Origin of the sequence: Mesorhizobium sp. WSM2240 (assembly GCF_040438645.1) — a bacterium.
Classification (GTDB): Bacteria; Pseudomonadota; Alphaproteobacteria; order Rhizobiales; family Rhizobiaceae; genus Allomesorhizobium.
Genome location: NZ_CP159253.1, coordinates 1,881,187 through 1,902,095 on the forward strand (window position 1 = coordinate 1,881,187; position 20,909 = coordinate 1,902,095).

At 63.4% G+C, this 20,909-nt stretch carries 19 protein-coding genes and 1 tRNA gene; 12 read left to right on the forward strand and 8 right to left on the reverse strand.

The genetic code is table 11. The annotated features are described in order from the left end of the window. Together ABVK50_RS09000 and ABVK50_RS09005 are read right to left on the reverse strand one after the other, a co-directional pair. Complete coding sequence (locus ABVK50_RS09000) at positions 1 to 1,107, reverse strand: mandelate racemase/muconate lactonizing enzyme family protein (protein ID WP_353641885.1); 1,107 nt, start codon at positions 1,105 to 1,107, stop codon at positions 1 to 3. Between the two features lie 110 nt (positions 1,108 to 1,217). After that, on the reverse strand, positions 1,218 to 2,201 hold the full coding sequence (locus ABVK50_RS09005) for a 2-oxoglutarate and iron-dependent oxygenase domain-containing protein (protein WP_353641884.1): 984 nt from the start codon (positions 2,199 to 2,201) through the stop codon (positions 1,218 to 1,220). A 210-nt stretch (positions 2,202 to 2,411) separates the two neighbouring features. Here ABVK50_RS09005 and ABVK50_RS09010 point away from each other — a divergent pair, with 210 nt between their 5' ends. From ABVK50_RS09010 to ABVK50_RS09020, 3 genes are all read left to right on the forward strand, one after another. Further along, entirely contained in the window at positions 2,412 to 3,599 is a 1,188-nt protein-coding gene (locus tag ABVK50_RS09010) for a glycine C-acetyltransferase (RefSeq protein WP_353641883.1), read from the forward strand. A 41-nt stretch (positions 3,600 to 3,640) separates the two neighbouring features. After that, complete coding sequence (gene tdh, locus ABVK50_RS09015; protein WP_353641882.1) at positions 3,641 to 4,675, forward strand: L-threonine 3-dehydrogenase; 1,035 nt, start codon at positions 3,641 to 3,643, stop codon at positions 4,673 to 4,675. A 144-nt stretch (positions 4,676 to 4,819) separates the two neighbouring features. Further along, positions 4,820 to 5,323, forward strand: coding sequence for an HPP family protein (locus ABVK50_RS09020; protein ID WP_353641881.1), 504 nt, complete (start codon positions 4,820 to 4,822; stop codon positions 5,321 to 5,323). Between the two features lie 46 nt (positions 5,324 to 5,369). Here the strand turns inward: ABVK50_RS09020 and ABVK50_RS09025 are convergent, their stop codons facing one another. Then, positions 5,370 to 5,831 (reverse strand): MarR family transcriptional regulator, encoded by a 462-nt coding sequence (locus tag ABVK50_RS09025; RefSeq protein ID WP_353641880.1) that lies wholly within the window; start codon positions 5,829 to 5,831, stop codon positions 5,370 to 5,372. A 102-nt stretch (positions 5,832 to 5,933) separates the two neighbouring features. On the opposite strand from ABVK50_RS09025, the gene hmgA reads away from it, so the two are divergent. The 4 genes from hmgA to ABVK50_RS09045 are packed head-to-tail and all read left to right on the forward strand — an operon-like array spanning position 5,934 to position 9,791. Then, complete coding sequence (hmgA, locus tag ABVK50_RS09030; RefSeq protein WP_353641879.1) at positions 5,934 to 7,247, forward strand: homogentisate 1,2-dioxygenase; 1,314 nt, start codon at positions 5,934 to 5,936, stop codon at positions 7,245 to 7,247. After that, complete coding sequence (locus ABVK50_RS09035) at positions 7,244 to 8,140, forward strand: MBL fold metallo-hydrolase (protein WP_353641878.1); 897 nt, start codon at positions 7,244 to 7,246, stop codon at positions 8,138 to 8,140. Before hmgA ends, ABVK50_RS09035 begins: the two co-directional genes overlap by 4 nt. Positions 8,141 to 8,192: 52 nt before the next feature. Then, positions 8,193 to 9,209: a fumarylacetoacetate hydrolase family protein gene (locus ABVK50_RS09040; RefSeq protein WP_353641877.1), complete on the forward strand. Its 1,017-nt coding sequence runs from the start codon at positions 8,193 to 8,195 to the stop codon at positions 9,207 to 9,209. Positions 9,210 to 9,227: 18 nt separating this feature from the next. After that, on the forward strand, positions 9,228 to 9,791 hold the full coding sequence (locus ABVK50_RS09045) for a DinB family protein (RefSeq protein WP_353641876.1): 564 nt from the start codon (positions 9,228 to 9,230) through the stop codon (positions 9,789 to 9,791). Positions 9,792 to 10,076: 285 nt separating this feature from the next. Here ABVK50_RS09045 and ABVK50_RS09050 read toward each other — a convergent pair. Next, positions 10,077 to 10,153: transfer RNA gene (locus ABVK50_RS09050), tRNA-Pro, on the reverse strand. A 409-nt stretch (positions 10,154 to 10,562) separates the two neighbouring features. Between ABVK50_RS09050 and ABVK50_RS09055 the strand changes: the two genes are divergently transcribed. The 4 genes from ABVK50_RS09055 to ABVK50_RS09070 are packed head-to-tail and all read left to right on the forward strand — an operon-like array spanning position 10,563 to position 15,259. Further along, complete coding sequence (locus ABVK50_RS09055) at positions 10,563 to 12,074, forward strand: ABC transporter substrate-binding protein (protein WP_353641875.1); 1,512 nt, start codon at positions 10,563 to 10,565, stop codon at positions 12,072 to 12,074. Positions 12,075 to 12,087: 13 nt separating this feature from the next. After that, positions 12,088 to 13,026, forward strand: coding sequence for an ABC transporter permease (locus ABVK50_RS09060; RefSeq protein WP_353641874.1), 939 nt, complete (start codon positions 12,088 to 12,090; stop codon positions 13,024 to 13,026). Continuing rightward, positions 13,023 to 13,844, forward strand: coding sequence for an ABC transporter permease (locus tag ABVK50_RS09065; protein WP_353641873.1), 822 nt, complete (start codon positions 13,023 to 13,025; stop codon positions 13,842 to 13,844). The genes ABVK50_RS09060 and ABVK50_RS09065 overlap by 4 nt, the downstream gene beginning before the upstream one ends. Then, positions 13,841 to 15,259: an ATP-binding cassette domain-containing protein gene (locus tag ABVK50_RS09070; protein WP_353641872.1), complete on the forward strand. Its 1,419-nt coding sequence runs from the start codon at positions 13,841 to 13,843 to the stop codon at positions 15,257 to 15,259. The genes ABVK50_RS09065 and ABVK50_RS09070 overlap by 4 nt, the downstream gene beginning before the upstream one ends. A gap of 57 nt (positions 15,260 to 15,316) precedes the next feature. Here ABVK50_RS09070 and ABVK50_RS09075 read toward each other — a convergent pair whose 3' ends face one another. Together ABVK50_RS09075 and ABVK50_RS09080 are read right to left on the reverse strand one after the other, a co-directional pair. Further along, positions 15,317 to 16,549, reverse strand: a complete 1,233-nt coding sequence (locus ABVK50_RS09075) for an O-antigen ligase family protein (RefSeq protein ID WP_353641871.1) — start codon at positions 16,547 to 16,549, stop codon at positions 15,317 to 15,319. After that, the gene (locus ABVK50_RS09080) at positions 16,546 to 18,078 is read right to left on the reverse strand and encodes an undecaprenyl-phosphate glucose phosphotransferase (protein ID WP_353641870.1); all 1,533 of its coding nucleotides are present in this window, start codon (positions 18,076 to 18,078) and stop codon (positions 16,546 to 16,548) included. The genes ABVK50_RS09075 and ABVK50_RS09080 overlap by 4 nt, the downstream gene beginning before the upstream one ends. A 158-nt stretch (positions 18,079 to 18,236) precedes the next feature. On the opposite strand from ABVK50_RS09080, the gene ABVK50_RS09085 reads away from it, so the two are divergent. Next, complete coding sequence (locus tag ABVK50_RS09085) at positions 18,237 to 18,974, forward strand: adenylate/guanylate cyclase domain-containing protein (protein WP_353641869.1); 738 nt, start codon at positions 18,237 to 18,239, stop codon at positions 18,972 to 18,974. 25 nt (positions 18,975 to 18,999) lie between these two features. On the opposite strand, the gene ABVK50_RS09090 is transcribed toward ABVK50_RS09085, so the two are convergent. Both ABVK50_RS09090 and ABVK50_RS09095 read right to left on the reverse strand, forming a co-directional pair. After that, positions 19,000 to 20,130, reverse strand: coding sequence for a glycosyltransferase family 4 protein (locus ABVK50_RS09090; protein ID WP_353641868.1), 1,131 nt, complete (start codon positions 20,128 to 20,130; stop codon positions 19,000 to 19,002). A 16-nt stretch (positions 20,131 to 20,146) separates the two neighbouring features. Then, positions 20,147 to 20,710 carry a polysaccharide biosynthesis/export family protein gene (locus tag ABVK50_RS09095; RefSeq protein ID WP_353641867.1) on the reverse strand — a complete coding sequence of 188 codons (564 nt, stop codon included), beginning with the start codon at positions 20,708 to 20,710 and terminating at the stop codon, positions 20,147 to 20,149. Positions 20,711 to 20,909: the final 199 nt, after the last annotated feature.

The following is a 20,909-nucleotide window of genomic DNA, read 5'->3' on the forward strand; positions in this document are numbered from 1 at the left end:
CTAAAGCTTGGCGACGAAGATCGGGTCACCCAGCGCCGCCGTATCGACCTCGACGCCAAGTCCCGGCCCGCCGGGCGGCGTCATTGCGCCGTCGGCGATGCTGAACTCGGCCCGGGCGTTCGAGACGGTCACCCAATTGTGGAAATCGACCGTGTGCTGCCTGAGCGCCTCGGGCGTCGACAGCATCAGCCCGGAATAGGCTGCGGTATCGATCTCTGCGCCGCCGGTGTCCTCGATCGTAACCTTGATGTTGCGCGCGATGGCGATATCGCGCAGCAGTTTTGATTTGGTCAGCCCGCCGACGCGGGCGAGTTTTATTGTGATGCCGTCGGCAAGCCCGTCAGCAATGGCGCGCAGCAGAACGTCCGTGCCGTCGATGGTTTCGTCGAGCACCAGCGGCCGGTCGCAGGCGCGGCGAATGGCGAGGTTTTCCTCATAGCTCGCGCAGGGCTGCTCAAGCGTATAGTCGAGATGCCGCGTCGCCATGAGGAAGCGCCGCGTCTCTGCGGTTCCCCAGCTCGCATTGGCGTCGCAGAACAGCACGGTGCCTGTCGGGACTGCCGCATGGGCCGCTTCAAGCCGAGCGATGTCCTCGTTTACATCGAGCCCCACTTTCACCTGCAGCCGGCGATAACCTTCCTCAGCATATTTTCGCGCCCGCGCCGCCATATCGTCCGGCGATTGCTGGGCGATCGAGCGGTAAAGCGCGATACTCTCGCCTTCCGCGCCGCCGCCCATCGCCGCGAGCGACAGGCCGCTTCGCCTGCCGGCGAGATCCCACAGCGCCATGTCGATGGCCGATTTCGCGTAGGGATGGCCCTTGAGCAGCAGGTCCATGCGGCGGTTCAGCGCCTCGATGCCTCTTGTCTCGCAGCCGAGAAGCTGCGGCGCAAGCTCGCGCATCGCCGCCCGCGCGCCCTCGGCGAAAGCGGGGTCGTAGAAGCTGCCGAGCGGCGCCACCTCGCCATGGCCGCGATGGCCGTCACGAGTCATGATCTCGACGATGGTCGAATCGAAGCCCTCGGCGCTGCGGCCGCCGGAACAGCGATAGGTGCCGTCGCGAAAGGGCTGCCACTGACGGTAGAGGGTGATGCTGGCGATCGTCACGCTTATGGTCCCCGGTTTTGACCTGAGACGAGGCTAGACGGAATCCCCGTAAAATGAAGCCAGGGAAGCGTCGCGGGCGCCGGTCGCATTTGTAACAGCGCGGAGCTCCCCTACTTGGTCGTCGCCTGGAACTTGCTCATCAGATAGGGACCGGACAGAACCGGCTTGTATTTCGGCGATTCGCCGGGCGCGAGGCATTGTTCGAGGCAGACGATCTCGGCATCCCAGTTGGGCTGGTGGAAGAACGCCAGCGACTGTCGGCGCGCCATGCCGCCATCCTGCGGCGACGGATTGACCACCCGATGCATGGTCGACACCCAGCGGTCGTTGGTCCAGCGCGCCATCAGGTCGCCGATGTTGATGATGAAGGCGCCGGGCACCGGCGGAACGGGCGTCCAGGCGCCGTCCGGCGCAACGATTTCGAGGCCTTTCGATCCCTCCTGCGGCAGAAGGATCGTGAGGCTGCCATAATCGGTATGCGCGCCGGCCCGCAGTTGGCCGGGCTTAGGGGCGACCGTCTGTTCGGGATAGTTGAGCGCTCTCATCGCGCTGATCGGCGTATCGATAAAGCCGACGAAATGGTCTTCCGGCAGTTTCAGCGCGACTGCAAACAGGCGCATGATCCGCGCCGCGAGATCTTCGAGCGCGGCATAATAGGCCTTCCAGGCCTCGACGAAGCCCTCCGGGGCTTCCGGCCAGATCGTCGGCGCATAGCAGAAAGCGAGCGCGTCCTTGTCCGTCATGCCGGCGGGCGCGGAGGCAGGCCCGCCGTTAAAACTTTCCTTGAGGTCGGGCGGGCTGTCCACGTCACGAGACCTGGCCAGCGCCTCGAGTTCCGGCCCGAGATAGCCATAGGGATAGCCCTTGTAAGGCGCCTTCGCCCGCTGTTTGACCTCGGCGGGCAGGTCGAAGAAGTCACGCGCCTTGCGCCAGACGCCGTCGATCACCGCCTGCGGCACTCCGTGATTGGCGATGGCCAGGAAACCGGTCGAGCGGCAGATTTCGTCGACCTTAGCTCCCATTGCGCGCCGCTCTTTCGAAGCCGCGCGTTCGAAGCGGGCGAGGTCGAATACGGGAAAGGTCGAAGCGGACATGGCGGACTCCGGAGCGCGGGATTCGTTCATGCTAGCTGCCGTCCGGTCGTTTCTCCAGCCGATTGACCTATATCCGCCAGCAGCGGCTGCTGCCGGACATTGCTCGGCGCGCCGCGAACACCTGCAGCATGGCCGGCGGTCGTATTTCCGATAGCTTTCTGCCATATGTGGCGCGAATGTCGGACGTGACTTCCAACAAGGCGGTTTTTCATGAGCGGCGCGTTTCTCTCCCATCTGTCATCTGAGCTCGACGGGCTGAAGGCGGCCGGCCTCTACAAATCCGAGCGAGTGATCACTTCGCCGCAATCCGCCGAGATCGAGGTCGGCGGCAAGGCGTTGCTGAATTTCTGCGCCAACAATTATCTCGGCCTCGCCGACAGCGAGGAGCTGCGCGAGGCGGCGAAGTCGGCGCTCGACCGTTATGGCTACGGCATGGCCTCGGTGCGCTTCATCTGCGGCACGCAGGAAGAGCACAAGCAGCTGGAAGCGAAGATCTCCGGCTTCCTCGGCATGGAGGACACGATACTCTACGGCTCGTGCTTCGACGCCAATGGCGGCCTGTTCGAGACGCTTCTCGGCGAAGAGGACGCCGTCATTTCCGACGCGCTGAACCATGCCTCGATCATCGACGGCGTCAGGCTCTCCAAGGCAAAACGCTTCCGTTACGCCAACAACGACATGGCGGCATTGGAGGAAGAGCTGAAGAAGGCCGAAGGCAGCCGCTTCAAGCTGATCGCCACCGACGGCGTCTTTTCCATGGACGGCATCATCGCCAATCTGCGGGGGGTGTGCGACCTGGCCGAGAAATACGATGCCATGGTGATGGTCGACGACAGCCACGCGGTGGGTTTCGTCGGCGCCAATGGCCGCGGCTCGGCCGAGCATTGCGGCGTCGAGGGCCGCGTCGACATCATCACCGGCACGCTCGGCAAGGCACTCGGCGGCGCGTCGGGCGGATATACCAGCGGCAAGCGGCAGGTGGTTGACTGGCTGCGCCAGCGCTCCCGGCCCTATCTCTTTTCCAATACGCTGATGCCGGCGATCGCCGGTGCCTCGCTGAAGGTTTTCGACATGATCGAGACGGGCGATGGGCTGCGGAAACACCTATATGAGAATGCGATGCGCTTCCGCGCCGGCATGGCGAAGCTCGGCTTCACGCTGGCGGGTGCCGATCACCCGATCATACCGGTGATGCTCGGCGAAGCCACGCTGGCGCAGCAGATGGCTGAAAAAATGCTGGAGCGCGGCATCTATGTGATCGGCTTCTCCTTTCCCGTCGTGCCGAAGGGTCAGGCGAGGATCAGGACGCAGATGTCGGCCGCGCATTCGCCCGAAGACATAGACCGGGCGATCGAGGCGTTCGGAGTGGTTGGAAAAGAGTTGGGCGTCATTTCCTGACGCCGAAAGAATTCTGGATCAAGGATTCGGAGAAAATTTGTATGTCCAACATGATGCGCGCCCTGGTGAAGGCAAAGGCCGAGCCGGGAATCTGGATGGAACAGGTGCCGGTGCCGGAGATCGGCCCCAACGACGTGCTGATCAAGGTGAAGAAGACCGCGATCTGCGGTACCGATGTCCACATCTACAATTGGGACCAGTGGGCGCAGAAGACGGTGCCGGTGCCGATGGTCACCGGCCATGAATTCGTCGGCGAGGTCGCCGATTTCGGCAAGGCGGTGACGGAATACAAGATCGGCCAGCGTGTCTCAGGCGAAGGACACATCGTTTGCGGCCATTGCCGCAACTGCCGCGCGGGCAGGGGGCACCTCTGCCGCAACACGCTCGGCGTCGGCGTCAACCGGCCGGGCGCGTTCGCCGAATATCTCGCCATTCCGCAACACAATGTCGTTCCGATCCCCGACGATATTCCCGACGAGGTGGCTGCGATCTTCGATCCGCTGGGCAACGCCGTCCACACGGCGTTGTCATTCGACCTGGTCGGCGAGGACGTGCTGGTCACCGGCGCCGGGCCGATAGGCATTATGGGAGCGCTGGTGGCGCAATGCGTGGGCGCGCGAAAAGTCGTCATCACCGACATCAACCCGGCGCGTCTTGCACTGGCGAGGAAGCTAGGCGTCCATCATGTCGTCGACGCCTCGAAGGAAAAGCTGCGCGACGTGATGCGCGAGGAGGGCATGACCGAGGGGTTCGACGTGGGCCTCGAAATGTCCGGCTCGGCGGCCGCCTTTCGCGACATGATCGACACGATGAACAATGGCGGCAAGATCGCCATTCTCGGTATTGCGCCGACCGGCTTCGAGATCGACTGGAACAAGGTCATCTTCAAGATGCTGATCCTGAAAGGCATTTATGGACGCGAAATGTTCGAGACCTGGTATAAGATGATCGCGCTGGTGCAGGGCCCGCTCGACGTCACCGGGCTTATTACGCACCGCATCGGCATCGATGACTATCAGGCCGGCTTCGACGCTATGCGCAGCGGCAATTCGGGCAAGGTGGTGATGGATTGGTGAGGGTCAGTCCGATTCCGCGAGGCAGCCCCATTCTCGGACTGGTTTAGTCGAAAATTCCACCCTAGCCAAAAATTCGGAAAACCTTGCGTTGCAAAAGCCTCGTGACGATTGCTAACGAGGCGGACTTTCGCTCCGGATCCGTGCATGCGCCGCCACATTCGAACCTTTACCGCCAGGCATGAGCCGGGCGGACAACTCATCCTGCACCTCAAATCCGGCTCCGGCGCCGTCGCGGGCATGTCGCTGGTTGGCGCACTCGCTTCCTTCACCGGGTTGCCCATGCTGATTGCGCCGCTCGGGGCGACGGCGGTTCTGCTGTTCGGCCAACCGGCAAGCCCGCTTGCGCAGCCGATAAACATTTTCGCAGGCTACCTCGTCGCCTCCCTGATCGGCGTCGGCGCCGCCATCCTGTTTCCGGGGCTCTGGGTGGCCGCCGCGGTGGCGGTTGGCCTGTCGATTGCGCTGATGCTGATCCTGCGCGTCACGCACCCGCCGGCCGGCGCCATTCCGCTGGTCGCGACCGCGTCTCCCTATCAGGGTTCGACGCTGTTCGTCGTGGTTCTGCTGGGCTGCGTCAGCCTGCTGGCGCTGGCGCTGGTGCATCACCGGATTCCGCCTCGGGTCCAGTATCCGCGAAGCCTGGATTGAAGCGCGAGACGGCTTTTTTGCGGCGTCGGCTGCCCGCGCTTGCGATTCATGATCCTGTCGACGGCTTCCCATCAGTTCGATCTGCCTCGAGCGCTTCGAGCGCCATTGAAACGGCGTCCCTCTGCGCTGCGTTCATCTTCCGCAGTAGATTGGCCTCGAACGCTTTCGCTATCGGCACCATCTCCCTGTAGGTGCGCAGGCCCTCCGCCGTCAGCGCGAGATGCTCCACCCGCCGATCGCCTTCATCGGCCGATCGCGTCAGCCATCTGCGCTTTTCCAGGGCCGCGACGGCGCGCGAAACCTTGGTCTTGTGCATGGCGGAATGCGCGCCGACCGCGGTTGCGGTCATCGTGCCATACTGGCCGAGCGTCGCGAGCAGCCTCCATTCCGGCCGGGTCAGGCCGTAGCGATCGCGATAAATCCTGGAGAATTCGCGGCTCACCGCGTCGGCAAGCCGGTTGAGCCGGTAAGGCAGAAAGGATTCGAGAGCGAGGATTTCGTTTTCCATGCTGTTCCGCCCCCGGAGTGGGTGGTTTTGGTGCGTCCTTGATAGTTACATTTTTGATGGTTACAAACGCAACCATCTGCTGTCAATCGACGGAGGCGCGCCATGAGCTATTCCTATATGCCGGGCTTCGGCAATGATTTCGAAACCGAGACGCTTCCCGGCTCGCTGCCGCAGGGCCGAAATTCGCCGCAGCGTCCCGCCTACGGCCTTTATGCCGAGCAGCTTTCCGGCTCGCCCTTCACCGCGCCGCGCGGAACCAATGAAAGGTCGTGGCTGTACCGCATCCGGCCCAGCGTAAAACATACCGGCCGCTTCAAGCGGACCGATTTTTCCGACTGGAAGACCGCGCCATACCTTCCCGACCACGAACTGGGGCTCGGCCAGTATCGCTGGGGACCGGTGGCAATGCCGACCGTGCTGACGGATTTCGTTTCCGGCGTCCGAACCATGACCACGGCCGGCGACGCTCTCGGCCAGGCGGGGATGGCGGCGCATCTCTATACCGCCAATGCCGACATGGTGGACGACCATTTCTTCAACGCCGACGGCGAATTGCTGGTCGTGCCGCAGGTCGGCGGCGTCCGCTTCGTCACCGAGATGGGCGTGATGGAAATCCGGCCGGGCGAGATCTGCGTGCTGCCGCGCGGGCTGGTGTTCAAGGCCGAGCTGATCGATGGACCCGTGCGCGGCTATATCTGCGAAAATTACGGCGCGAAGTTCACGCTGCCCGACCGCGGTCCGATCGGCGCCAACTGCCTCGCCAATCCGCGCGACTTCAAGACGCCGGCCGCCTGGTTCGAGGAAAAGGAGACGCGGTGCCGGCTGATCGTCAAATGGTGCGGCAAATTCCACGTGACGGAGCTCGACCACTCGCCGCTCGACGTGGTGGCGTGGCATGGCAACTACGCGCCTTACAAATATGATCTTGCTACCTATTCGCCGGTCGGGGCGATCCTGTTCGACCATCCCGACCCGTCGATCTTCACCGTGCTGACGGCGCCGAGCGGCGAGGAGGGCACGGCCAATATCGACTTCGTGATCTTTCCGCCGCGCTGGCTGGTGGCTGAAAACACCTTCCGCCCGCCCTGGTATCACCGCAACATCATGAGCGAGTTCATGGGCCTGATCCACGGCCAGTACGACGCCAAGGAGGAAGGTTTTGTCCCCGGCGGCATCAGCCTGCACAATCTGATGCTGGCGCATGGTCCCGACGCTTCCGGGTTCGAAAAGGCGTCTCGGGCGGAACTGAAACCCGCAAAGCTCGAAAACACCATGGCCTTCATGTTCGAGACGCGCTTTCCCCAGATGGTCACGCGCTACGCCGCCGAACTGGAGACGCTGCAGAAGGACTACATCGACTGCTGGGCCGGCCTGAAAAAACGCTTCAACGGCACGCCGGAAGGCGAGTGGTCTTGAGCGCCAATCCGGCGGGAGATCGCCTGGTTCTGCTCGGCTCCAAGGGAGGTCCGGCGATCAGGCCCGGCGGGCCCAGGCCGACCTCGTCGCTGCTCGAGATCGGCGGCCGGAACATCGTCGTCGATTGCGGGCTCGGCGTAACGCGGGCGCTGACCGACACGGGCGTGGGCCTGAAGGCGCTCGACCTGGTCTTCGTCACGCATCTCCATTCCGACCACATCCTCGAGCTCGGTCCGCTCATCCACACCGCCTGGACCGCCGGGCTGGCGACCTCGGTCAGGGTGTTCGGGCCCGCCGGTACGCGGGACTATTGGCGGAATTTTCTGCAGGCGATGGCATTCGACATCGACACGCGCATTGTCGATGAAGGCAGGCCGGATATTCGCGATCTGGTTTCGGTTGCGGAATTCGGCCAGGGCGTCGTGCTGGAGGAAGGCGGGCTGGTCGTAACGAGCCTGCGCGTCGATCACCCGCCGGTCACCGACTGCTTCGCCCTGCGCTTCGATTGTAGCGGCAGGAGCGTCGTCTTCTCGGCCGACACCGCATACTTCCCGCCATTGGCCGGCTTTGCTCAAGGCGCGGATATTCTGGTCCACGAGGCCATGCTGGAGGAGGGCGTCGACAGGCTGGTAGCCCGCACCGGCAATGGCGCCAGGCTGAAAGAACATCTGATGGCGAGCCACACGCTGGCGGCCGATGCCGGGCGGATCGCCGCGTCCGCCAACGTCGGCCGCCTGGTGCTCAACCATCTCATTCCGGCCGACGATCCTGGGGTCGGTGAGGCCGACTGGATCGAGGCTGTCAGGAAAACATGGGATGGAGCCTTGACGATCGGCCGCGATGGCCTTGTTGTGGCTCTTGCGGACGCTCCGCGCATGGCCCTGAAAAGTTGAAGATTTTTTCGAAGGATCATGCGGAGCCAGAGCTGCGTAACGGGAGGACTGCATGAAGCTTGCAACGCTGAAGAATGGCACTCGCGACGGGAAACTCGTCGTCGTCTCGCGCGACCTGACGCGGTTTACCGACGCGTCCTTTCTTGTGCCGACGCTGCAGGCCGCTCTCGACGATTGGCAACGGATTTCGCCACATCTGGCGGCGATGGCGGAATCGCTGGAGGCCGGCGCGGTGCCCGCTTCCCGCTTCCACGAGCACGACGCCCACTCGCCTCTGCCGCGCGCCTACCAATGGGCCGATGGCTCGGCCTACGTCAATCACGTCGAACTTGTGCGCAAGGCGCGCGGCGCGGAAATGCCTGAAAGTTTCTGGACGGACCCGCTGATCTATCAGGGCGGCTCGGACGCCTTTCTGGCGCCGCGCGATCCGATCGTCGCGGCCGACGAGGCCTGGGGCGTCGACATGGAGGGCGAGGTCACGGTCATCGTCGACGACGTCCCAATGGGCGCGAGCGTCGACGAAGCGCGCGAGGCGATCCGGCTGGTCATGCTGGTCAACGATGTGTCGCTGCGCGGGCTGATCCCGGCCGAACTGGCGAAAGGTTTCGGCTTCTACCAGTCCAAGCCGGCCTCCGCCTTTTCGCCGGTGGCGGTTACGCCGGACGAACTGGGCGGCGCCTGGGACGGCGGCAAGGTGAGCTTGCCGCTCTGCGTCGATCTCAACGGCAAGCCGTTCGGCCGCGCCAATGCCGGCGTCGACATGACCTTCGATTTTCCGCAGCTTATTTCGCACGCGGCAAAGACCAGGGCGCTTGGCGCTGGCTCGATCATCGGCTCGGGCACAGTCTCCAACAAGCTCGACAGCGGCCCCGGCAGGCCGGTTTCGGAAGGCGGCGCCGGCTATTCCTGCATCGCTGAAATCCGCATGATTGAAACGATCGCCGGCGGGACAGCGACAACGCCGTTCATGCGCTTCGGCGACACCGTGCGTATTGAGATGAAGGACCGCGCTGGCCATTCGATCTTCGGCGCCATCGAGCAGACGGTGCAGAGATACGAAGGCCAGTGAAATTTGGGGAGGTCAGGAATGGATCTCGTCAGTCACAACCGAAAAATGGCGCGGAACAATCGCTGGTCCAACGACCGTCTTTACCGGGCCGTCCTCGCCTTGCAGCCCGGCGAGTTCGAAGCTGCGCGGACGAGTTTCTTCCCGTCGATCAGGGAAACGCTCAACCACATGCTGGCGGTCGACCTGCTCTACCTGGGTTTCCTGGAAGAAAGCCGCGTAGGCGCCGCCGCTTACGACGATTTTGCCGGCTATGACGACCCGGCGAAGCTCGCCGAAGCGCAGGCGGCAGCCGACTGGCGGCTGATCGCCTTCTGCGACGGACTGTCGGAAAGCGATCCCGATCGCCGCGTCGTCACGGACCGGCGCGAGAATGGCATGATCCCCGAACGCATCGCCGATCTTTTGGCGCATTTGTTCCTGCACGAGATCCACCATCGCGGGCAGGTGCATGCGATGCTCTCCGGCACGACGGTGGCGCCGCCGCAACTCGACGAGTTCCTGCTCGATTATGACCTGCATTTGCGCCGCGAAGAGGTGGAGCGGCTGGGGCTTGGAGATTCGGGCCGCAGCAAGCAGCCCTGAATGCGGCCGAGGCAAAGCGCTGTGTACAGGCAGGATGAAGGGATCGCCCCAAGATTCCCGCAGCGCTGTGCCGGTTTCGTCTCCGCCCTACGTGTCTCCGCCACTTCCATCCACGATGGTTGGCTTGGGTGCAGGGGTGTTGCCTGAGACGCGCCGACGAGAAACAAGCCGCGCACCCGCAAAGTGCGCGCGACATGGTTAAGAAGTCGTTTCCATAGATAGAAAACGACGCCGTACCTCGGGGCTGCGAGATGCTTTGGCTTTGATGGGGATTGTCGGGGAATTTGGTCGGAGTGGCCGGATTCGAACCGACGACCCCTTGACCCCCAGTCAAGTGCGCTACCGGGCTGCGCTACACTCCGGACCGCGAAAACCCCTATATTCTCAAGGGTTGTAGTGCAAGGGTCAAAGTGACGCTTATCAAAGGAATCGGAACAAAAGGCGTCCTGGTATCCCTTTGATGACTCAAAGCCACACCGGATACCAGTTGTTGCCCGACATCTTTTAACGCGTTCGACTCGAACGATAACCGGACCGGGCCCCCAAAAATCGAAACGTTACCAGTCGCTTGGCCGAGTATGATGATCCCGGGCTGAGGAACGCGGCCGTCGCGATAGCAGCGAAGGGACAGGTCTCTCTCGCCTGCGGCGAAACCTCGACCAGCGCGCCGTTGTGTTTTTCGTCTCTGGTGGGTTGACCTTTTCCGAGGGATACGCGAAAGGCGCGTAATTGTATAACATACATTTGGAGTCCGTAATGCATATCGCACGCTTGCTTGCCGCCGCCCTTGTGATCGGCTTCTCGGCTGTCGGAAATTCGGGCCAGGCTCAGGCTCAAGTCCTCAAGGTGGCCGGCCCTTGGGAGATCGGTGGCATTGACCCGGCGCAGACAGGATATGTGTTCAGCCGCCTGCAAGTGGCCGAGACGCTGGTCAGCGCAGATCCCAGCGGCAAACTCGTTCCGGCCCTGGCCGAAGCATGGTCGGTCAGCGATGACGGCCTCACCTGGCGTTTCACCATGCGCACGAACGCGATCTTCCATGATGGCACGCCAGTGACGGCGGAAGCCGCCGCCGCAGGCTTGAAACAGGCCCATGCGGGCGTTGGCGTTCTCACCCAGGCCCCGATCTCCAAGATTGCAAGCGACGGCAGGGACGTCGTCATCCAGCTGGAAAAGCCGTTCGCTGCCTTGCCCGCCTATCTCGTCCACTTCAGCACGATCATTCTTGCTCCCTTGTCCTTCGACGATTCCGGCCGCGTTGCGAAGATCATCGGCTCCGGCCCGTACAAGGTGAAGAGCCTGACGCCGCCGCTAAAGCTCGAGTTGGAAGATTCGGGGAAGTGGTGGGGCGGCGCGCCCGGCATCGGTGACGTGAGCTATCTTGCCGTCGGCCAGGGCGAGACGCGCGCCCTGATGGCCGAAGCCGGCGCGGCCGATCTCGTTTTCTCGATGCTGCCCGTCTCCGTTGACCGTCTGAAGCGCAATCCCATGCTCGACGTGCGGATCGCCACCATTCCCCGCACGCGCATCCTGAAGGTGAATGCGGGCTCTTCCTTCTTCGACGATGCGGAGGAAAGACAGGCACTCAGCTACGCCATTGACCGGGCGGGGATCACGAAGGTCATCCTGCGCAACGCGGAACTTGCCGCCACTCAGCTCTTTCCGCCCGCGCTGCCGGGCTGGCACATGCCTGATCTGCAACCGCTTACGCGCGATCTCGACCGTGCCAGGCAGTTGCTTACCGAAGCAGGCTGGACGCCCGGCGCCGATGGTATTCTCGAGCAGGACGGCGAACGCTTCAGCGTCACGCTGCTGACCTATTCCAGCTGGCCGGAGCTCCCGCCCATCGCCACGGCGCTCCAGGCGCAGCTGAGGGAAGTGGGAATCGACGTGAAGGTCTCCGTGGGCAACAGCTCCGAGATCCCCAGCCGGCATCAGGACGGGACGCTGGAAATGGGCCTCATTTCCCGCCTCTACTCCATCGTGCCGGATCCGGTCGGAACCCTGCTCCAGGACTACGGCCCGGGCGGCAGCGACTGGGGCGCGATGGGCTGGTCCAACGACGAACTCCATTCCGTAGTGGAGCAGCTTGCCGTGACTACCGATCCCGAGGAGCGTGCGCCCCTCCAGCGCCGGGCGGTCGAGATCCTGCAGGAGGAGCTGCCAAGCATCCCGGTCACCTGGTCGGAACTCGCGGTCGTCGCCAACAAGCGCATCACCGGCGTGCAGATCGATCCTCTAGAGGTCAATTACGGGCTCGCCTCCATCCGCTGGGCTGAGTGACGGAACGGCTCTGATGAGACGCTTTCTTCTTACGCGCCTGGCGCAGGCCGGCATTGTAGCGCTCGTCGTCGGTGCGCTTTCCTTCGCGCTGATGCACGCGCTGCCCGGAGATCCCGCAATGCGCATCGCGGCGGGGCGATACGGCCCCGACGCGCGGATCGTGGATGCTGCCGAAAAGGTGCGGCTGGAACTCGGCCTGGACCGACCGTGGGCAGTTCAGCTCACGGACTGGATTGGCAGTCTCGCCCGCTTCGATCTCGGCCACTCCCTCGTCACCGGCGCTCCTGTTCTCGAGGAACTGAAGGTACAGCTCGGAGCCTCCGTGTGGCTGGCCGGTGCCGCGCTGCTCCTTTCGCTCTTGATCGGCCCGACCATCGGCGTGTTCTCAGGCCTAAGGCCTGGCAGCCTAACCGACCGCCTTGGCCTTGTCGGCGCGGTGATCCTGCGCGCCATGCCGCCCTTCGTGCTCGGCCTCATCCTGATGCTCGTCTTGGCGATTTGGCTCGGCTGGCTTCCGCCGGCGGGCTTCGGATCCTGGAGAGAACTCCTTCTGCCGGCTTTGACGCTGGCGCTCGGTCTCGCGGCAGTCTCGAGCCAGGTGACGCGCAACGCGATCGCCGCCGTGGCAAAGGCTCCGTATTTCGCTTTCGCAAGGCACAAAGGCCTTCCGGAAGCTGTGGTCGTGCGCCGGCATGGATTGCGCAACGCGGCCATTCCGGTCGTTTCCTTTCTCGGGTTGCAGGCGATCTACCTGGTTGAAGGCGTTGTGGTGGTGGAATCCATCTTCGCCTATCCCGGAATCGGACACGCGCTGGTCCACGCGATCATTGAGCGGGACGTGCCTATGGTCCAAGGGACGGCGCTCGTCATGGGACTGATGTTCGTCGTCCTCGCGGCGACCGTCGACCTGGCTTCGGCCTGGCTCGATCCGCGGCTGAGGAGCACGCAATGAGCACCGACATTGCTTCTGTTCCTCTCTTGCGCCGGCCACTCAATGGCGCCCGTCTCTTCGGCTCGGCACTCCTTGTCGTCCTCGCGGGCTTCGCGATCCTCGGCCCTTGGCTGGTTCAGGCGGATCCTGCCACGCAGGACTTCGGCGCCAGCCTTGCTCCGATCGGCGGCGACTATCTCCTGGGTGCGGATCACTATGGCCGCAGTCTGCTGGCGCGGCTTGCCTATGGCGCCAGGCTGTCCTTCGGCATGGCCTTTCTTACTACGCTCGCCGCCGCAATTCCCGGCGCTCTGCTCGGCCTTGCGGCTGCCTGGTACGGCGGCTGGATTGAACGCGGGCTCGAACTCCTCGCGACCGTCGTGCTGGCGCTTCCCGGTCTGATGCTCGTCCTTCTCCTCCTCGCCTTCGCGCCCGGCAATTTCGGGCCGCTCTTCCTCGGCCTGGCGCTTACCTTGTGGGTCGAGTTCTACCGGGTGACGCGCGCCACGACGGCGGCGATCCTAAGACAACCGCATATCGAGGCGGCGAAGCTTCTGGGCTTCGGGTCCGGCTATATCCTACGCTGCTATATCATGCCTGTTATCGCCCCCACGATCGCGACGCTGGCCGCATTCGCCATGGCCACCGCGATCATCGCAGTCTCCACGCTGAGCGCCATCAGCGTCGGGCTGCAGCCGCCGACGCCCGAACTCGGCAGCATGATTGTGGAATTGCTTCCCTACTATGCCGAGGCCCCGGTCCATGTCCTGCTGCCGGCAGTGCTCATTTTCCTGCTCGTGCTCGGCCTGCAACTCGTCGCGCAAAGGAGCGACCGATGAACGCTCCCGTCAGGCTCCGCGAACTCACCGCAACCGCGCTCGCCATCCACGCCGGTGCCGGGCACATTGTCTCGGACGTCTCCTTTTCCGTCCGGCCGGGCGAGCCGCTGACGCTGCTCGGCGAGAGCGGGTCGGGGAAATCCCTCGTGGCACAGGCCGTGATGGGGACCTTGCCGCCGGAGTTGAAGGCGTCGGGAACAATCCACCTCGACGGCGCAGATCTCCTTGCGGAACCGCTACAGGAGCGACGCAAGCTCTGGGGACGCTCGATCGCGCTCCTCCCGCAGGAGCCGTGGCTCGCGCTCGACCCCACCATGCGCATTGCTCCGCAGCTGGCGGAAGTCCACCGCTTCGTCGGAGGAAAGACAGTGCGGGACAGCGATGCTCGCGCCCTGGACAATCTCGGCGAGGTCGGTCTTGACCACGCTGGTTCGCTCTATCCGTTTCAGATGTCGGGCGGCATGTGCCAGCGCGCGGCGATTGCCATCACCCATGCTGCCGGCAGCGGGCTCCTCATCGCCGACGAGCCGACAAAAGGCCTGGATGCCGAGCTGCGACAAGGCGTCGTCACGCGGCTCAAGCAGGAGGTCGAGGCCGGCAAGCTCCTTCTGACCATCACGCACGACGTCGCGGTGGCCCGGGCACTCGGCGGGACGATCGGCATCATGCTGGACGGCCGCATGGTGGATTATGGCCCGGTAGATGAGGTGCTTGCCGCTCCAAGCCACCCTTACAGCCAGGCGCTCCTGGCCGCCGACCCCGAGACGTGGGACCGCCGGGCGCCGGCGGCATCAGGAGACGTGGTGCTGGCGGGCCGCGGCCTCGCCAAGGCATTCGGCGATCGCGTCCTGTTCGGTGACCTGGATCTGGAGGTGCGGAAGGGCGAGATCGTTGCCGTGGTCGGCCCCAGCGGATGCGGCAAGACCACGGTCGGCAATATCCTCCTCGAGCTGGTCAAGCCCGATGCGGGGAACGTGGAGAGGCGCTCGGGCATCTCGCCGCTGCGCTTCCAGAAACTCTACCAGGATCCGCCGGCGGCCTTTGCGCTGCACCAGCCGATCAGCAAAGGATTGCGCGATCTCGTGAAGCTGCACCGGCGCGAGTGGAGCGACGTGGAGAGGCTGCTTGCGCGTCTTCGGCTGCGCGGCAGCCTGCTCGACCGTTTGCCCAGCCAGATCTCCGGAGGCGAACTGCAACGCTTCGCGCTTCTCCGCGCATTGCTGCTCGAACCGGTTTTCCTGTTTGCGGATGAGGCCACATCGCGCCTCGACCCGGTCGGCCAGAAGGAGGTGATCGAATTCCTGCTTGAGATCGTGCAAGAGACCGGGCTAGCCGTTTTTCTGGTCACGCACGACCAGGCGCTTGCCGAAAGAATTTCCACAAGGATGCTGCACCTGGCTGGCGGTGAGATTTGATTAAAGGCTGAACGGCCGCCGACCGGAAAGAGGCCGCTGCGGGACAGGCAGGCTTCTCTAACCGGTAAGCAAGCCACGCTGATAGCGATACTCAAGCCCCATGCCGGCCCAGATCAGACCCAGCAGCAGGTAGAAATGCCGCCAGTGATCGGTGTCGATGACCGTGCCGAGGGCGATGTGGCCGATGAAAACTACATAGGCGCACAGCACATAAGGCTGCCACGGCCGGTTGCGGAACAGGATTCGGAAGCCGCCGGCAAGCGTCCAAGCGATCAGGATGATGTAAGAAGCAAAGCCCAGCCAGCCATAATCGAGCAGCGCCTTCAGCCAGATGTCGTGCGTGTCCTCGCCGAGCATCTGGCCGAATACCAGCGGGCCGATGCCGAACGGGTACTCCATCGCCATCTGGAAGCCGATGCCGAAGCGGGCAAAGCGCCCCAGGCGCGCACTGTCATAGTCCTGGACGAGTTGGGCGCGGGCGGTGAACAGTTCCGCAACAGCCGGAATCTGCAGGGCGACCAGAAGTGCGGCGGTCAGAAGAACGGCGGCGGCGATGCTCATGACGACGATTCGCAGGCGGAACGAGCCGCTCGAACTCTGTAGGAACAGCGTCGCTGTAAGCAGCACGGCCGACGCGCCGAACAGCCCCCATGCGCCACGCGAGAAGGAAAGGAAAATGCCGCCTACGATGATCAGCAATGGCACGGCGTAGAATGCCATCTTCGCGGGGCTGCCCGTCAGCAGGCGGTAGAGCAGGTAGATGCCGGGGAGCGTCAGGAACGGACCGAACACGTTCGGATCCTGAAAGGCGCCGGCGGCGCGTTCGAACTTGGTAAACATCTCCGCGCCGGGGAAGGCGTGAAAATAGCCGAGGATGCCGAGTGCAGCCGTGCCGATGGCGGCTATCACCCAGGCTATGAAGATCACGCGGTAGAGGCCGGGCTGCCGCTCCACGGCGGCGGCGAAGAACACGGCTGTCAGTGCCAGGAACAGCGACACGGCTATGTAGAGCGGCGCGTCCTTGAGCGCCGACATCTGCGTCATGGCAATCATGCCGCCAATGTTGAAGGCGACGAGCAGCACCAGCAATGGCGCTATGGTGCGTGAAATCCTGAGGCCGAACAACGCCCATACCGCGATCAGCCCGGCCATATAAAGCTCGTAGGGGGCAGGCTCACGGATGACGAAACCCGACAGCAGGACGCCCAGCGAGATCGCGCCGGCCGAGATCAGCGCGACGAGCTTGGCGTTGACCGCCTCGCGCGGCAGCTCATGCGTGATCGCGGTCAATAGGCATTTTCCGTGTTCAGCAGGCGGATCGGTGTCAGCAAGAGGATCTTCAGGTCGAACCAGAGCGACCAGTTCTCGATGTAGTAGAGGTCGTATTCGGTGCGTTTGCGGATCTTCTCGTCGGTGTCCATCTCGCCGCGCCAGCCATTGATCTGAGCCCAGCCGGTCACGCCGGGCTTGACCCGGTGGCGGGCGAAATAGCCGTCGACCACCTCGTTGTAGAGGAGGTTGTGCGACTGCGCGGCGATCGCATGCGGACGCGGGCCGACCAGCGACAGCGAGCCGAATAGCGCATTGAAAAACTGCGGCAGCTCGTCGATCGAGGTCTTGCGGATAATGCGGCCGACGCGGGTGACGCGCGGATCGTTCTTGGTCACAGCCTGCCTGGCGCTCGGGTCAGACAGTTCCGTGTACATCGAACGGAACTTGTAGACCTCGATCACCTCATTGTTGAAGCCGTGCCGCTTCTGGCGGAAAATGACCGGGCCCTTGCTGTCGAGTTTTATCGCGATCGCGGTGATCAGCATCACCGGCGAGAAGATAGCGATGCCGATCAGGCTGAGCACGATATCGAAGGCGCGCTTGGCGACAGAGTCCCAGTCGTTGATCGGCTTGTCGAAAATATCGAGCATCGGCACCGAGCCGATGTAGGAATAGGAGCGGGGGCGGAACTGCAGCTGGTTGGAATGCGCCGACAGGCGGATGTCCACCGGCAGCACCCAGAGTTTCTTGAGCAGCGCCAGAACGCGCGTCTCGGCGGTGATCGGCAGCGACACGATCAGCATGTCGATGCGGGCGATGCGCGCGAACTCGATCAGCTCGGCTATGTTGCCGAGCTTCGGGTAGCCGGCCACGATGGACGGCGAGCGCTTATCGTCACGGTCGTCGAAGATCCCGCAGATGCGGATGTCGTTGTAGGGTTGCTGCTCGACCGAGCGGATCAGCGCTTCGGCGGCCTTGCCGCCGCCGACGATGACGGCGCGCCGTTCCATCGCGCCGTTGCGCGCCCAGCGGCGGATCATGTTCGACAGCACCAGCCGCAGTCCGAAGACCAGCGCAAAACCGATGACGAACCAGCCGCCGAACAGAAGACGCGAAAATTCCTCGGAAACCTTCATGAAGAAACCGGCCAGCGCCAGAAGCGCGAAGGCGCCCGACCAGACAAGCAATATGCGGCCGAGATTGCGCACTGGCCGCATCAGCGCCTGGACCTGGTAGCAGTCGCTCAATTCGAGCAGGATGACGGTGGCCAGCGACACCGCTGCGATGATTGCCGCATATTCCCAGAACAGGTGTGTGTTGAGACCGACGCGATAGGCGAACAGTACGAAGCCGGAGGCGAACAGCAGCGCGAATTCGACGAGCCGCAGCACGCCGCTGACCATCACCGGGGACATGGTGTCGCGGCGATATTGCGAGGCGACCTGGCGCGCGACCTTGTTCAGCCGGCCGACGGGTTCGCCACCCGTGCCCTCTACCTTTTGCACCGCATCCAGCGAAAAACGATTTGCCGGGTCGATCTCGTTCATTGGCCATGATCCTTGAGCCTGGATCCTTACGAAAGAGGAGCTAAGAAACCCTTGCGTGGACCGTTCGCTTTGAAGCGGTCGGGCAGAAGCTTTTCGGAAGATTTCTCGGCACAGGTGTGCCACGGTTGCGGAAGGTCCACCGGAGGTGCAGCGACGCGATGTCGTTTACTCAATCTAGAATTTGCAAAGGCTGCTGGCAGCAGATGCGTCTGCCTGTGCCGCTTCGTGGACCGGCTTCTATCCCGTTTCGCGCCTTCGGCATCCGTCCGAGCCGGATGAATCCGAACACCTGCACGATTTGCGAACTCATGTTTACGCGCGTGATGAAAGCCCGCCAGATCAGGGTGGACGTGTCAGTGCTTTTTGTGGATCTGAGAGGTTATACGACGCTTTCGCAGTCGCTTCCGGCAAATACCGTTTCGTCGCTGCTGGATGATTTCTACGATGAATGCGCAGCAGCGATCTGGGAGTATGACGGGCTTCTCAACAAGACCGTTGGCGACGCAATTATGGCGATATTCAACTTCCCGGTCCGCCATGACGATCATGTTCAACGCGCCGTGGGCGCTGCGCAGGAGATCCAGCGCCGCTGCCGCCATCTGAATGAGCATCATATATCCGAAGGTGCTGAAGGGAGTGGAAGCGGGTTCGGCGTTGGTATTGGCATAGATGCCGGCGAGACGAGCTTTGGGGAATTCGGCCGGTCGCACCGCGACCTGACCGCCATCGGGACGGTAGTTAACACTGCGGCGCGTGCGCAGTCAGTTGCCGAGGCAGGCTGTATTCTCGTCACCAAGGCCGTTTGCGATCGGGCTCCTCAACAAACGGCCGAGAGACGAAGTCGGGAATACCACCTGAAAGGCTTCGAGAAGCCAACCGAACTTTACGCAATCTGAGCAAGTTCCGGGTCAAAGGCCATTTCTACCGCCTGAGCGCGGCGAAATAGGCCCTCTCGATCGCGGCCGCCATTACATCGGCGCCGAACCGCGCCTTGAGTTCTGCGGGAGCGGGCATCAGGGTATGGTAAGATGCCGGGTCGGCCAGCGCCTCGGCCATCTTTTCCGCAAGTTCGCCGGCATCGGGATGGACCAGCGCCGGTGAGTTCTGCCCGAAAATCTCCGGAATGCCGCCGACGGCGGTCGCCGCCATCGGCAAGCCGGCGGCCAGGGCTTCGAGGACTATGTAAGGCATGGCCTCGGCGCGGGAGGGAACGACGATCAGCCTGCCGAGCGCGAAGGCGTGGCGTGCCGGCATGGGATCGAGGAAGCGCACCCGGCCGGCGAGGCCCTGCCTGTCGACCTCGCTCTTGTAGCGGGGCAGATCCTCGCCGTCGCCGACCATGACGGCTGTTACCTCGCGGTCGAGCCGCGCTTCGACTTCCGGCAGCGCGGCGATGAACAGGTCCGGGCCCTTCAGGTCGCGCATCATGCCGATATAGAGGAGGTCCGCGGCGTCAGCCTCGGCCCGCACCGGGTCGAATTCCGGCGCGGTCAGGCCGTTGTAGACCAAGCTGTTGGCCACGCGCGGCGGTCCGATCTTGCGGACGAAGGTACGCCGCTCATAATCGGAGACGAAGAGCAGATGGTCGGTGAAACGCTCCATCAAGCGTTCCAGACCGAAGAACAGTTTCCCCGTCGTCGTCCCTTCGTCATAGTGCAGGCTGCCGCCATGCGGCGAATAAAGGCGGGCTACGCGAGACCTTGATACCCGCAACAGTGAGCCGAACATCCGTGCATAGACGCCGCCTTTGGCGCCGTGGCCGTGCAGAACGTCCGGCTTCAATTCCTTGATGATCCTGTAGGTTCGCCAGGCCGAGGCGATGTCGCCCGGACCGACATGGCGCTGCATCGGCGTGCGCGATACGCCGAGCGCCAGCATCTCCTTCATCTCCGCGAACAGGCGCTCCTCGAAATCGCCGCCGGTCGTGGAATCGCAGACGATGCCGACCGCATGGCCGGCGGCCACCTGCGCCTGGGCAAGATCGCGCACATGCCGGAAGATGCCGCCGACCGGTGAGCGGAAACAATGGACGATGCGCAATTTTTCGGTCACGGCCGGCCCGCTGGCTCTAGAAGAGACGCTCGCGAACAAAAACGGTATCGCCGGGAAGAAGCGGGTCCGACGTCAGCACCCGGCCTGTCATCACCTTGCCGTTGATGGTGCGGGTAATGTCGACATTTGCCTGATTGGCGCGGGGGGTGAAGCCGCCGGCGATCGCCACCGCCTGGTGGACGGTCAGGCCCGGCACGTATGAATATTGCCCGGCCGCACCCACTTCGCCCATGACGAAGATCGGGCGGTAGCGGTCGACTTCGACGGAGACGTCGGGATCGCGCAAAAAGCCTTCACGCAGCTTGGCGGCAAGGGCTGCCTCGACCTGCTGAGCGGTGTGGCCGCGCGCCGGCACCGATCCGACCAGCGGAAAGGCGATGTAGCCGGACTGATCGACGGCGTAGGTGTTGGTCAGGCCTTCCTGTTCGAAGACGGTGACGCGAACACGGTCGCCTGCGCCCAGAATGTAAGGCTGGTCGAGCACTTCGTGAAAAGCGGCAGGCGCCGGCCGATAGCTCGAACACCCGGCTACCAGCAGTGCAGCGGCAAGCGCGTGGAAGACGGGCAGGGGTCTTTTCATGGCCTTACACGTACCTTTGACGAATCTTCCCCGGAGACGGGCGCCGGTAACCTTTGCTCGAAGCGGTTATCGTCCTGTTAGGGTTAATGGCCGGTAAAGGCAGCTTGTCCGGGGCGGATTGCAGGCGGGAATTGCGGGATTCTTCCCCGCTTTAGCGAATATCGTCGACCCACTTTCCAGGCGACGGCGCTCGCATCCC